Raw genomic sequence first — 13,225 nt, forward strand, 5'->3', positions numbered from 1 at the left:
TGTAAAAAGGGCATTTAGAGCCATACCTGCCTCGACTGCGGTCAGGTCCCCCCAAATTCTCGGAGAACCTTCCCGTAGCAAGAAAATGTTTGATTAAAAGCTTCAGCTAGAGCTGGATGATTCGGCAGTCTTGACTTTAACCTTGGGAATCGTCCTCTCAGGGGCAGGGACTGGCTTGAGGGTTGTCCTCAGCAGGCTTGTGCCTTCTTCCTTAAAGGAAAATTTTGAACTGTATTTTGCATTAAACGTGGAGGTGTAAGCAACAGATGTTGTATTTTCAAAGCTCCCTTTTGCCTTTCCGAAGAGGATTTTTGCGAGCCCGCCGGATTCCATGCTGCCGGTTACCTTTGACTGGTTGTTAAACTTGAATTCTCTCCCGTAAGTGAGATCTGTTGAAGACTCCCTCATCATGGTGATTGCCATTTTAACTTCGATAATCGACTCCGTAAATTCGTAGAACCGGGGTTCAAGCCCGTAAGTCAGAAGCGACATTGGCTTGTCATTGGTAACCACACTGCTTGCAGTAACGTTCCCGTCCTCATCCACGGTCTCTTCAATATACATTACAACGCTTCCGGCATCAAGCTGGGTTGACGCAAGAGTCTGGGCAACCTGCACCGAATTCATGTCCAGAGCCATCTGCCCCTCTGCAATAGCAAGGGCCATTTCTCGAATCATGTCCCCAAAGGGAACATTCAATAGTTCCTGACCGACACTTACCATAGTTATTTATCCCCTTTAAAATAAATAAAAACTGAGTATAAAACTTAAGTACTTAATGATATAAAATACTTTTTCAAAAAAATAATAAGTTTTTTAAAAAAATAGCAGAAGATGCAAAGCAGGAACTAAAAGCATGAACTTATGCAGAAATCAAAGAAGAAAAGTCTTCTCCCCTCATCCTTTCCTGAGAGATTAAAAGGCATTCCAGAGTACAGTAAATTGCCTTTTCTTCCGCCTCTTTCAGAACTATGAACTCGCTCCCGCAAATCGGGCAGATTTTTGTTACGTACTCCATTAAATCTCACCGACCTGTTTTATTACCCAGTTTCGAGGATGCGTTCTGGCAGGCAGGACCATCCGTCCCTCTGCAATCGTAAGGACCATTTCTCGAATCATTCCCCCAGGGAAGACATTAAAAAGTTCCGGACCGACAATTCCCATATTACTAATCTCCTAACAATTAACAAAGATTGATTAAAAAAAGTAAGACTTCAATTTATAAAAAACTTTGTAAAGAAAATAACAAGTGTTTTAAAATATAATTATAAAGTAGCTATCCTGATACGCACGTAATTTTGCAGAACATCAATAGAATAGGGAAGGAAAAACTATATAAATAAAAGAAGAGATTGGGAATTAAAATGAGGAAAAAGTAAAAAGTAAATTAATCATATTGTTTGCGATGAAACAGAATAAATTTATACAGACACAAACGAGGAAACTTTCTCCCGCTTCATCTTCCCCTGAGACGCTGAAAGACACTCAAGAGTACAGTAGATTGCCTTTTCCTCAACTTTTTTCAGGACTATGAACTCACTTCCACAAATAGGACATGTTTTTCTTACGTACTCCATTAATATCACCCACTCGTTTTAACTTCCAGTTTTGACGGCATTTTTTGACAGGCAGCTACCACGTATTTTATCCTACTATAAAGAATTAAATGCGTAGCGGAGTATTGGTACTTAAGTTATATCCCAAGTAAGAAAATACGCTGCCAGATCAATTACTTTTCAGAATTTTACTCAAACCCACATTTTAATCGTAAATACGATTGTTTATAGCTAGATGTTAGATGAGTAAATAACGTTAGGAAACATAGGTTCTGAAGATAGGTACTTGAAAAGTGAAGAAGTTGTGGAGATGATTACGGGATTTTCGAGATATTGAGTGGAGAAATATAGCAAATCAAATTCATTTGTATTCGGTTAAGGAATATGTTAACCATAAAGTGGCTACTTCGATTTTTTCACACATCTCGATTTAATTAAAAGGTTTACACAAAAGCGCATCAAAAATAATATGTTTACTACAGATCGTATGCTAAACGATGACAAATGAAATCAAATTAAGTTTGGTCAATCAGTTCCTTATTATTAGAAGATAATGGATTCTTTTGTCTTCTAGGATTAGAGCCAACTTGATGAAGCTGACCAGTTTCAAAGCAGTTTTTATAGATCTGCTGAACTCGACAGGCTGAGGTCCCCTGATCTAAGATCTCACCGAGGCGGATTCCTCTTTAAACTTTTGAGCAACGACCCAAAGTATATTTTTCCCTAAGTTTCATAAAAGAAAGGGATTGTAACCAACATAGTTAGCGCGAAATAATTTAGGTAAAAACATAATAACACTTGAACAGAAAACTTCAATTACCTAAAGTTATTGTCGAAAGGTCTGTAAAAGCAGAGGCATCAGTGACCTTCAGCCCTCTACTGGTAATAAAAAAGCTTTAGCTTTCCTCTGATTAGCTCTCCTCGACCTTTCCCTCTCACCGTTTCAAAATTACTGAAATAATCTCAACTACCTTCCGAGGCACAAAAGTCTTCGAACCCTTGGACAGAGCATCTTTCGCAATGGGCAGACCACGGCACGTTCATTGCAAGCCTGCTCCAGCTTCAGAAGTCACTTGCTGAATTACAAAACATTAAAAATACGATAAATGATTATCCAAATAAATAACAATAACAATGGAAAAATCCCCATATTGAAAGAACTTTCTGTAAACTCCTCCCAGAAACTTGATCCTGAAAGTACATACTTGATACTAAGAAGTAAACCCAATCCAACCATAGAGAAACTACAGTAATCTGGGAGATTGCATACCATATTCATAAAAATTGTACTTGATAGTGTAGTATTGATTATGCTTGTAAACATACGATATTAACTCTTATAAAATTGAACACTTATACTATTCGAAGCTTGGTACTTAACAATTTTGTATTTTATCCAGAGAACTAAATTTTAAAATTTGCTGTTTTTTCCAAAAATGTTGATTCATATTCAGAAAAAACCAGATCCATAACCCATAAGAGGGAGAATTCCAAACGAAAATACGCTTATAAAGCCGTGTGTTGGCGCAATTAAAGGAAGGCTTCTCGTCTTATAGAATAAGTATCCAATTAAGAATCCTGCAACGGAAGCGTATAGAATTTCATATGAAGTTCCATAACCGGAGTTCATGAGCCCAAAAACTAGGCTTGAAAGGACCAGACCATTCCGTGACCCAAATATTTCCTCAAGTCTTGTCTGGAGGATTGATCTGAATAAGAGTTCTTCAGTAATCCCGACAAATAAAACCATCACAACTGTAAGTTTTAAGATGTTTATCAAAGGAAGATCAGGAATAAGTGGGGTTGTTTGAATGAGAAGAAATTCCACGTACCCGAGGACAAGACCTATAAGAATGGAGATCGGGAGATAATACCCTACGTTTTTGAAATTGAGTCCTAGCTGGTCATATGTTAACTGTTGACGAATAGCAACAATGGTTAAAGGAATTAGCATGGGAGTGTAAACGAACACAAAGGAGAGAAGAGGGCTTTCGGGAAAGAACGGCACTGAAAAATTCATAAGGCGGAGAATAGGAAGTAACAAGAAAACCTGGCAGATGTTACGAATCTCCTGCTCTTTTAAAAATAAAGAGATAAGAGATAAAGCTACTAGTGCGCCTACATACAATAAGAGAGCAATTTTAATGTTTCCAGAATAAATCAAAGATTCGGGGAGAACGATAAGGAGAAGTAGAGTGCCTCCAAGGACCTCTCTCCTTTGATGTTTTGAGTTTTTCTGCCGTACTTCTGGATTTTCTGCTGAGTTCCAGAAATTTCTTATATTTTTATCGAAGTTTGTCATACTGATTTCTCCATATTTACTAAGAACCTATCCGAAAAGTCCTGTTACTCTGAATGTTATGCATGCACATGCTAAATGCAGCATAGCCATGTAATTTTCAATTTTCTTTTCCCATCTAATAAGCAGCCTTCTGAATCTATTGAGCCAGGAATGCGTTCTTCCCACTACCCACATTCTTGCTCTGTAACTTGGTATCTCTTTTTTTCTTATGTTTTCTTCTCCACGTTTTCGAATGTGAGCAGTGCAACCATAATCCTCAACCGGCTCCCTTATATCAGGGAAATCGTATCCCCTATCCATACATATATTTTGAATTACTTTATGCGAAGGTTTTTGAATAATTCTGGCATCAAGAGTTCCTTTTTACAAGCTTTTTATCGTGACGATTTGCTCCATCTACTGTTACTGAAAGTGGCATACCTTTACCATCAGTTAAGATGCTCCTTTTTGTCCCTTTTTTCCATGATCAGTGGGATTAGCTCCGGTTTCAGTTCCACCTAATGGAGCTTTTGTCATAGCTCCATCAATTGCTTGTCATTCCCAATCTAATCCTTTTTTATTATCATACTCAAGAAGAACAGCTTTCCACATATTCTCAAATAATCCAGCTTTTTGCCACTCTTGAAATCTATCGTGTACGGTACTTGGGGCTCCATAAAACCGTGGCAATAATTTCCACTGGCAGCCAGTACGAAGAATATAAAAAATACCACTCATTATTTTTCTATCATCTTTTCTGGGTCATCCAGCCTTCTTTTTTGGCTTAGGGAGTGGGAGTAAAGGTTTGATTTTAGTCCAGAATTCATCAGAAATCCCATAGTCGTAACTGATTTTACGTTTGTCATTATAACATTACTCTAGAGCGTGATTTCTATATTTTTCGGATAGGCTCTAAGCCTCCAATAAGTTTATCATGATGTAAAGATCGTGATAGGAGATACTCTTCTCACTTCCTATTGTAAAGTAGGAATTAGAGGTTCGTATTTTACCTCAAAGGAGAGGAAACCTTAAATGGCTCTCCAAATCTAGCAGGCAAGAATTTATTGATTAGTATTATAATTATTATGAATCACAGATTATAAGAAAGTTATTTTTATGTCCAGACATAAATTCCCGAGAATATAACTATTCTCTGAAAAATGTTATTAATGAAACAATCACGAGTACACATTATAAATTTAATAGTTTATGCGTTAAATTTTGCTCAAATATTTTTATATTTACTTATAAATTTTTATTTTAGATTTTGAAAAGATCTTAAAAATGAGAAAGGAATTTACAATTATTAACTAAATATTAAAATTTCTTTACACATATTTATTGTCAGAGCACAAAACAAACTTCTAATAATTCTTAATGAATTGAAATTTGTATATCTTACGTTTAGTCGCATTTTTCATTAAAAATTCCTGTTTTTATTTCGTTATACGAGTACAGGTTAAACCGATCCTTTCTTTACTTCAAAGCAGCTACGTTTTCAAAGAAAGGTTATGATAGGCACCTATTCTAAGATTATCGATCTTGTTTTTAACAATCATATTCAATTTAATGTACGGAAGAAGAATTGAACAGAGACTGTAAATGATTACAGATAGATGAATAATATATTTACCAGGGCATCTCGTTTGTTAATAAATAATTCCAATAAATAATAAAGAATAAATATAATTAAAAGTGACTCGAGTTTAATAGATATTTATTCTTTCTGAAATGAAGTAATATCCAAAGTTACTTATATGTACAAGTTCAATTCGCAAATCAATCAAATAAACAATGGAATGTTAGGAAGAGAGAAGAATTTATTGCTATTTGTTAGCAAGCTTTTCGCTAAAAAATTAATAGTTGGTGTGATATAATTCAGGGTGTTATGTTAGTGTGATATAATTCAGAGTGTTATGTTGGTGTGATATAATTCAGAGTGTTATAATTCATATATAGTTTCAGAGTTTATTTGCTTGGGTTAATCTTTCCAATTCAGGAAAATAAAGTGAAAATGGTATTTCGGCTTTGGGTGAGTTGGCATGTGTGAGGAGGGTTTATCGGAGATTGCAGTTATTCTTCCTGCTTTTAATCAAGAATTGGAAATCGGGACAGTCGTGCTAATCGCTAAGCGTTATGCAGAACGAGTCATCGTTGTAAATAATGGCAGTTCGGATCAATGCGCAGAAGTGGCCGAAGCTGCAGGAGCTGAAGTAATTCAGGATTTTTCAGGCACAAACAAAAATTTCTCTCTGAGAAAAGGTATTGAAGCTGCGGAGGGCGCTGATATCTTGGTCACAATGGATATGGATGTTTGCAGAGATCCTAAATTAATCCCTAAAATGATTAAGCCTATTAGAGAAGGGAATTCTGACCTGGTAGTAGGGACATGTATTAGCAGACGAAGTAGAGAAAATGCTCTTATGATGAAAAATAAAAAAACAGAAGAAAAACCAGTGGGGTTTCTGGCATTCTCAAATTTCTGTCTCAAAGAATTTGATTTATCTGATGTCTATTTTAATTCCATTCGTTCTATTTTATCTGTCTGCGAAAGAAAAAAAATCAGGGCCTGCCACATAGACCTACAGGAAGAGCACGAAAAAAGTCTCTTCAAAGCCTACAGGATCGGAGTTGTGGTTCCGGCTTATAACGAAGAACTTTTGATCAAAGAAACGATTGAAGGAATTCCTGATTATGTGGATAAGATCTATGTCATAAACGATAGTAGCTCTGATCGGACAGGAGAAATTATCGATGGGATGATCGACCCAAGAATAGCGCCAATACATCACAAAGTCAACAAAGGTGTTGGAGCAGCAATAGTAAATGGGTATAAGCACGCTCTGGCCGATGAAATGGATATGGTTGTGGTTATGGCCGGAGACAACCAGATGGATCCTTCTCAACTACCCCGGCTCATCTTTCCTATAATTGAAGGAAAAGCCGACTACACCAAGGGAAATCGTCTCCTTTCAAAGGAGATGAGAAAAGGCATGAGTACTTGGCGAGCTTTCGGGAATGGCCTCCTGACTTTGATCACAAAAGTTGGAAGTGGGTACTGGAACATTGCCGACCCTCAAAACGGTTACACCGTAATATCACGAGAAGCACTTGAAGCTATCGACCTAAACTCAGTTTATACGTACTATGGTTACTGCAATGATCTCCTTATAAAACTCAACGCTTTTGGGCTACAAACAATAGATGTAGCAATGCCTGCGCGTTACGGAAGGGAAAAATCAACCATCAAATACGGCACTTACATAAGAAAAGTTGCTCCTATGATTTTCAGAGGTTTTCTATGGAGATTGAAGATGAAATATATGATTCTCGATTTCCATCCACTTGTACTTTTTTATATCGCAAGTATGGTGTTGGTACCAGTTGGATTCATATTCGGCCTATGGATTATTCTTCAAAAAATGGTTTTACATGGATCTGTTTCGGCAAATTACCCACTTCTGGATGTTTTTATCTCACTTATAGGTATGCAACTACTACTCTTTGCTATGTTCTTTGATATGCAAGTTAATAAGACGACGTCGCTGAATTATGCAAAACTAAACTGATTAATTGGGTAAAGTATGCCTGCAACCGGGAATAAAAATTTTCATAGAAAAGTAGAGGCTTAATGTCTCGCATACATTCCCCTAAAATTTACGGTGATCCCTGATGTTTATTAGTATTGAAACTCGTGATTTTACCAGCCATAAATTCCTTAGGCTCTGTGAAGCAATATCGAGTAATTACCCCACAATAACAATGGCCGAATATATGGAGAAAGAGCATCCAGAATGTTTTGTATTGATGCGCCACGATATTGACAGGATGCCGGAACGTGCCCTGGTCACTGCCCGAATAGAACATGAACTTGGAATAAAGTCAACATATTATTTCAGGACTGTAAAAAATGTACTCAAACCTGAAATCATAAAGCAGATAAAAAGTATGGGTCATGAGATCGGTTATCATTACGAAACCTTAAGTGAGGCAAAGGGAGATCACAAAAAAGCACTTGCCCTCTTTCAATCAAATCTGGAAAAGTTGAGAGAAATGTGTGAGATAAAAACGATCTGCATGCATGGAAAACCTCTCTCAAAACATGACAACCGCGAGCTCTGGAAAAATTATGATTTCAGGGATTTCGGTGTAACCGGCGAAGCCTACCTATCCGTAAAAGACGACCTTAACTATTTCTCAGATACCGGAAGAACATGGGGTCATAGAAATAGTATAAGAGACTGTATTCCCGGAAAAACCGAACGGGTTTTTGCCGAAACAACTGATGAACTTATTGAGCTCATAGAGAAAAAAGAATTAAATAATTTTTATATTTTAGTGCATCCTGAAAGATGGCCTTCAAGTTTACTCGGATGGGGTTTATATTACTCTACAGATATGTCAGTTAATCTTGGGAAGAAAATCTTGATAAAATGGCGTGAAAAAAACAGGAATTTCCGGGTTACAAGTAAAAACAAGATGTTAAGTAAAAACAAGATGTCAATTACGGTTGACGTTGAAGACTGGTATCATATTCCATCGGTCTGCGGGTCCAGTTTTTCCGTATATAAAGATGTGAACGAATTTTTTAAAAAATGGAATGACAGGTATGATTACCTGAGTGAACCGACAAGAAAAACATTGGACCTTCTTGATGAGTTCAATATCACTGCGACATTCTTTATTGTTGCAGATGTTGTAAAACGTTATCCTGGACTTATCGAATCCATTTCTGAGAAAGGGCATGAGATTGCATGTCACGGAGCGGATCATAGATGTGTGGTCGATACGAAAACAAAAGAGCCCCTTATCGATGTTGAAGAATTTGAAGTAACGACCCTGAAGGCAAAAAAATTACTTGAAAGGACATCCGGTCAGGAAGTTATCGGATATAGAGCACCAAACGGAGCAGTTACAGGATGGATGCTTGACTCTCTAGAAAAAATCGGTTTTAAGTACGATTCATCGGTATCGGTGAATTCACTGTATAATAAATCGGATTCTTCTTTAAGGCATGTTTCTTCCTTTCCCTATTATCCGGCCTCGGGAAGCCTCGAACCTTCCTCCGAAAAGAGAAATTTTGTTGAATTTCCCTGGGCTTACTATGATGTAGGTATTAAGATTCCTACATACGGCGGGCCTACTCTGAGGTTTTTAGGTTCTCATTTGATATTCAGAGGACTGAAGCAAAGTTTGAACAGAGGCGATACAATCTTTTATTTTCACCCTATTGACATTTCCCGGGAAAAATTTCCACCTATCGGAAACAGGAGGCCTTTCTACTGGACTATAAAAGGAAAGATCGTTGAAGAGAGGCTTCGTTACGTGTTTAAAGAGATTGAAAATATCAATAAAGTTCCGTTAAAAAATCAAGCAAGAAGTTATTTTGAAATTTGAATAAAAATTAGAATGTTAAATAAAATTGCGCCCGCTGCTTATCGATAGGACAATTGGATCGGAGAACCAGATAATTGGGAATGGTGAATTTGAATGTTAAACTTTCATAATCTGGATTTTACGCATGATAAATATCGTCAGCTTTGTTCTGCCATATCTGATAAGTACACATTCTTCACCATGCACGAATACGTGATAGCAGGCGATAATCTTCCTGAGAAATTTGTATTAATTCGTCACGACGTTGATAAACTGGCAAGGAATGCGCTCGAAACAGCAAATATAGGAAAAGAGTATGGCATAAAGGCTACTTACTATTTCAGAACCCATAAGAAAGAATTTGTTCCCGAGATCATACAGAAAATTGAGAAAATGGGACATGAGGTAGGATATCACTATGAGGTACTGAGCACTGCAAAAGGAGACCATGAAAAAGCCATAAAATTATTTGAAAGCGATGTGCAGAAGTTTCGAAAAATTTGCAACCTCAAAACTATCTGTATGCACGGAGCGATACTGTCAAAGTATGACAACCGAGAACTATGGAAATTCTACAATTTAGAAGATTTAGGGATTCTTGGAGAAGCTTATTTATCTACAGGAGAGAACCTCAACTATTTTACAGATACTGGGAGGAGCTGGAATTCAAAAAATAATCTCAGAGACTTCATTCCAGGTAAAAAGGAACGGATTTTTGCCGAAAAAACGGATGACCTTATCGAATTAATCGAGAAATGTGAGATCAGCAATTTCTATATCTCCGCACATCCGGATCGCTGGAAGTCAAATATAGTCAATTGGAGTTTGTTCTGGATATATGATTTTATACTTAATTCGGGAAAAAAGATTTTGATGGCTGTGAGACCGTGAAATTCATTGACGGAATTATTCATAAACTGGTCTTAAGCAGGGGATTCAGATACTATCCGGAAGACAGGTATTTCATAAAGCAGATTTTGAAATTTTCTGAAAATAAAAATACTAAGGTTCTTGACGTTGGGTGTGGAAACGGACATTACTCTTTTTTGTTTGAAGCTTGTGGGGCAGAAGTAACTGCTTTTGATTATGATAAAGCCCTAATTAAAAAAGCAAATGAGAGAAAAAAGGAATTGAACTCAAAAGTCGAGTTTCTGGTTGCTGACGGCAGGTATCCTGAAAAATATTTTACTGATAAATTCGGGATTATATTTCTTTCCGGATTTGCGTTATTTGGTATCAACCAGAACAAAAAATTAATGGAAAAATATCTATTGTTACTTGATAAGGGAGGTAAATTGGTATTTGTCCATAATTCAAATCTAACAGGGGAAGTTAGAAAGACACGCTGGAGAAACCATAAGATAGAAGAGCTAAAATCATTTTATGAGGATCTGGATTGCACAATTGTAAAAACTTATTTTTATGACAGACATATTATTGTGAAATTATTTCATTCTTTTGTATTTAATAACTTTTCAACAAAAATACATATCTTAATATCGAAAATAACAAAGTTACCTTGTTCTTTAGTTTTTATTGTGAAGAAGAAAGAACAAATAACAGAATCAAATATTTAACTCAAAAATGATTTTGATAGGGTGAGGAAATGAGGATACTTTTCAACATAGGCCATCCTGCTCAAGTTCATTTATTCAAGAATTTACTCTGGAATCTGGAAGAAAAAGGGCATATTTGTAAAATTACAGCTGTTGATAAGGAAGTTTCATTGAATTTGCTGGATGCTTATGGATTTGAATACGATGTAGTAGGGAATGCAAAATTCACATCCTTTACTAAAGCAACTGAAATGATAAAAATAGAATATATATTGTACAGGACTGCTAAATCATTTAAACCCAATATCCTGGTTGGCGGCGTTGGGAATGTATATATTTCACATCTTGGGAAATTGATTGGAAAAACTTCTATTATATTTGATGACACCGAACATTCAAAAGTTGAACATTTTTTGATGGATCCTTTTGCAACTGTTATCTGTACGCCATCAAGTTACAGGACTGATCTGGGTGAGAAGCAAATACGGTATAGTGGAAATCATGAACTTGCCTATCTCCATCCTGATTATTTCACACCCAATCCAGAAGTTATAAAAGAACTTGGAATCAAAGAAAACGATACTTTTATTATTTTGCGATTTGTCTCCTGGGGCGCAATTCACGATGTTGGACATGCCGGTTTAACTTTAGAGGATAAAAGAAATGCCGTAAGAGAATTTGAAAAATATGGACGTGTCCTTATGAGTTCAGAAAAACCTCTTCAGAAAGAGTTTGAGAAATATCGGATAAATGTTTCACCGGAAAAGATGCACGATCTGTTATATTATGCAACATTACTGTACGGAGACAGTGCAACAATGGCTTCAGAATGCGCAGTTCTGGGCACACATGCAATATTCTGTGATTATGCAGGTAGAGGATATACAGACGAAGAAGAAAAGAGATATGGATTAGTATACAACTTTTATAATGAAGATTCGATGGGCAAAGACTCTTTAGCAAGGGCACTGCAACTATTGAATAATCCGCTTCTAAAAAAAGAAGGTAGACAAAAAAGAGAAAAATTACTCATAGAAAAAATAGACGTGACGAAATTTATGATGGAAGTTATAGAAAAATACGGAAAATAGATAATTAATTCATCAAACTAACTGCTTATGGAAGAAAACATGTTTCATAAATCTTTATTCATATTCGCCCATCAATTAGGAGAGCGGGGATTTTATCCAACATATAAAAATTTAGTAGCCACTCAGTGGAAACCTTACTCTGAACAGAAAAAAGCTCAGGAAAAACAACTGAAGCATCTGCTCAACTTTTCTTATAAAAATGTGCCCTACTACCATAAATTATTTAATAAACTCAAGCTGGATCCCGGCGAGATCAGGACACTCGAAGATCTTGAAAAGCTTCCCATCCTGAATAAAGCAATAATCAAAGAGAACTTTGAAGATTTCAAACCAGTTAACCTGAACTCGATGAAATACTACATAAATTCAACAGGCGGATCAACGGGCAACCCCCTTCATTTCAGACTTCTAAAATATGATAGATTTTTCAATGGTGCCTCTCTCTATCGCGGGTGGGGATATGCGGGATATGAATTAGGAGATAAGATGGTATTTTTGGCAGGTTCCTCCCTGGACGTTGGCCCCAGCTCCTTTGTTGTCCAGAAAGCTCATGGAATCACAAGAAATCTTCGGAAACTGTCTTCTTATGACATGAGTAATGAAGATATGCAGCAATATACAAAAACAATTAACTCCTTCAAACCCCAATTCATAAGAGGCTATGCTTCTTCGTTAAATTTTTTCTCAAAATATCTTGATGATAATGAAATTGATATTATTACTCCTCAGGCAGTTTTCACCGCTGCAGAAAAATTAATTCCCCATATGCGGAAAAACATTGAAAACGTATTCAAATGTGATGTATTTGATGGATATGGATTAAATGATGGCGGTTTAGGGGCTTATGAGTGCCAAGAGCATAATGGCCTTCACGTTGACACTGAGCGGAGCATCCTGGAAATTGTGGATGATGAGGGTTTTCAATTAGAAAACGGATCTGGAAGAATAATTGCAACAAGTCTTCATAACTATGCAATGCCCTTTATCAGATATGATACCGGCGATATGGGGCATATTGTAAGTGATGATTGTGGATGCGGCCGTGGTTCCAGATTATTAAAGGAAGTCATGGGAAGACAACAGGAAATTTTGCAAACCCCGGAAGGAAAATTTATTTACGGGGGTTTATTTTCACGCATTTTCTGGGAAATTGATGGAGTCAAAGAATTCCAGATAATACAAAAAAAGTTGAATTTGATAACCATAAAAATGGTTTTAGAAGAGAATTTTGATGAGAATCAACTGGATATTATTAGAAAGATAATTAAAAGTAAATCTGAGCAATGGGAAATAGAATTCCTCTATGTAGACGAAATCGAAAGGACAAAAGCTGGAAAATACAAATTTATATTGAGTGAGTTATAA

Annotated in this window: 11 protein-coding genes and 1 pseudogene; 6 read left to right on the plus strand and 6 right to left on the minus strand. The window is 36.5% G+C overall.

Annotation, left to right across the window (positions count from 1 at the left end):
• Positions 1-102: 102 nt before the first annotated feature.
• The 6 genes and pseudogenes from ACSAZL_RS15465 to ACSAZL_RS15490 all read right to left on the minus strand — a co-directional run bounded on the left by ACSAZL_RS15465 (position 103) and on the right by ACSAZL_RS15490 (position 4,689).
• The gene (locus ACSAZL_RS15465) at positions 103-723 is read right to left on the minus strand and encodes a hypothetical protein (protein WP_440945510.1); all 621 of its coding nucleotides are present in this window, start codon (positions 721-723) and stop codon (positions 103-105) included.
• Positions 724-862: 139 nt separating this feature from the next.
• Positions 863-1,018, minus strand: coding sequence for a hypothetical protein (locus ACSAZL_RS15470; protein ID WP_440945511.1), 156 nt, complete (start codon positions 1,016-1,018; stop codon positions 863-865).
• Positions 1,018-1,164, minus strand: coding sequence for a hypothetical protein (locus tag ACSAZL_RS15475; RefSeq protein WP_440945512.1), 147 nt, complete (start codon positions 1,162-1,164; stop codon positions 1,018-1,020). The genes ACSAZL_RS15470 and ACSAZL_RS15475 overlap by 1 nt, the downstream gene beginning before the upstream one ends.
• A 257-nt stretch (positions 1,165-1,421) precedes the next feature.
• Entirely contained in the window at positions 1,422-1,577 is a 156-nt protein-coding gene (locus ACSAZL_RS15480; protein WP_440945513.1) for a hypothetical protein, read from the minus strand.
• Between the two features lie 1,429 nt (positions 1,578-3,006).
• Positions 3,007-3,858, minus strand: a complete 852-nt coding sequence (locus tag ACSAZL_RS15485; protein ID WP_440945514.1) for a lysostaphin resistance A-like protein — start codon at positions 3,856-3,858, stop codon at positions 3,007-3,009.
• Between the two features lie 27 nt (positions 3,859-3,885).
• A pseudogene (locus ACSAZL_RS15490) lies at positions 3,886-4,689 on the minus strand (IS5 family transposase).
• A 1,190-nt stretch (positions 4,690-5,879) separates the two neighbouring features.
• Between ACSAZL_RS15490 and ACSAZL_RS15495 the strand changes: the two are divergent.
• The 6 genes from ACSAZL_RS15495 (at position 5,880) to ACSAZL_RS15520 (ending at position 13,225) form a co-directional block, all read left to right on the plus strand.
• A complete protein-coding gene (locus ACSAZL_RS15495) occupies positions 5,880-7,406 on the plus strand; it encodes a glycosyltransferase family 2 protein (RefSeq protein ID WP_440945515.1) in 1,527 nt (508 codons plus the stop codon).
• A 103-nt stretch (positions 7,407-7,509) separates the two neighbouring features.
• Positions 7,510-9,234 (plus strand): polysaccharide deacetylase family protein, encoded by a 1,725-nt coding sequence (locus ACSAZL_RS15500; RefSeq protein ID WP_440945516.1) that lies wholly within the window; start codon positions 7,510-7,512, stop codon positions 9,232-9,234.
• Between the two features lie 93 nt (positions 9,235-9,327).
• Positions 9,328-10,104: a polysaccharide deacetylase family protein gene (locus tag ACSAZL_RS15505; protein WP_440945517.1), complete on the plus strand. Its 777-nt coding sequence runs from the start codon at positions 9,328-9,330 to the stop codon at positions 10,102-10,104.
• Positions 10,101-10,790: a class I SAM-dependent methyltransferase gene (locus ACSAZL_RS15510; RefSeq protein ID WP_440945518.1), complete on the plus strand. Its 690-nt coding sequence runs from the start codon at positions 10,101-10,103 to the stop codon at positions 10,788-10,790. The genes ACSAZL_RS15505 and ACSAZL_RS15510 overlap by 4 nt, the downstream gene beginning before the upstream one ends.
• 29 nt (positions 10,791-10,819) lie before the next feature.
• Positions 10,820-11,860: a DUF354 domain-containing protein gene (locus ACSAZL_RS15515; RefSeq protein ID WP_440945519.1), complete on the plus strand. Its 1,041-nt coding sequence runs from the start codon at positions 10,820-10,822 to the stop codon at positions 11,858-11,860.
• A gap of 27 nt (positions 11,861-11,887) precedes the next feature.
• The gene (locus ACSAZL_RS15520) at positions 11,888-13,225 is read left to right on the plus strand and encodes a phenylacetate--CoA ligase family protein (RefSeq protein ID WP_440945520.1); all 1,338 of its coding nucleotides are present in this window, start codon (positions 11,888-11,890) and stop codon (positions 13,223-13,225) included.

It is taken from the genome of Methanosarcina mangrovi, from assembly GCF_052057765.1.
Taxonomy (GTDB): domain Archaea; phylum Halobacteriota; class Methanosarcinia; order Methanosarcinales; family Methanosarcinaceae; genus Methanosarcina.

Bases quoted from the DNA above. Each gene is read 5' to 3' on its own strand.
- ACSAZL_RS15465 (WP_440945510.1), bottom strand. From the start codon at position 723: ATGGTAAGTGTCGGTCAGGAACTATTGAATGTTCCCTTTGGGGACATG.
- ACSAZL_RS15470 (WP_440945511.1), bottom strand. From the start codon at position 1,018: ATGGAGTACGTAACAAAAATCTGCCCGATTTGCGGGAGCGAGTTCATA.
- ACSAZL_RS15475 (WP_440945512.1), bottom strand. From the start codon at position 1,164: ATGGGAATTGTCGGTCCGGAACTTTTTAATGTCTTCCCTGGGGGAATG.
- ACSAZL_RS15480 (WP_440945513.1), bottom strand. From the start codon at position 1,577: ATGGAGTACGTAAGAAAAACATGTCCTATTTGTGGAAGTGAGTTCATA.
- ACSAZL_RS15485 (WP_440945514.1), bottom strand. From the start codon at position 3,858: ATGACAAACTTCGATAAAAATATAAGAAATTTCTGGAACTCAGCAGAA.
- ACSAZL_RS15495 (WP_440945515.1), top strand. From the start codon at position 5,880: ATGTGTGAGGAGGGTTTATCGGAGATTGCAGTTATTCTTCCTGCTTTT.
- ACSAZL_RS15500 (WP_440945516.1), top strand. From the start codon at position 7,510: ATGTTTATTAGTATTGAAACTCGTGATTTTACCAGCCATAAATTCCTT.
- ACSAZL_RS15505 (WP_440945517.1), top strand. From the start codon at position 9,328: ATGTTAAACTTTCATAATCTGGATTTTACGCATGATAAATATCGTCAG.
- ACSAZL_RS15515 (WP_440945519.1), top strand. From the start codon at position 10,820: ATGAGGATACTTTTCAACATAGGCCATCCTGCTCAAGTTCATTTATTC.
- ACSAZL_RS15520 (WP_440945520.1), top strand. From the start codon at position 11,888: ATGGAAGAAAACATGTTTCATAAATCTTTATTCATATTCGCCCATCAA.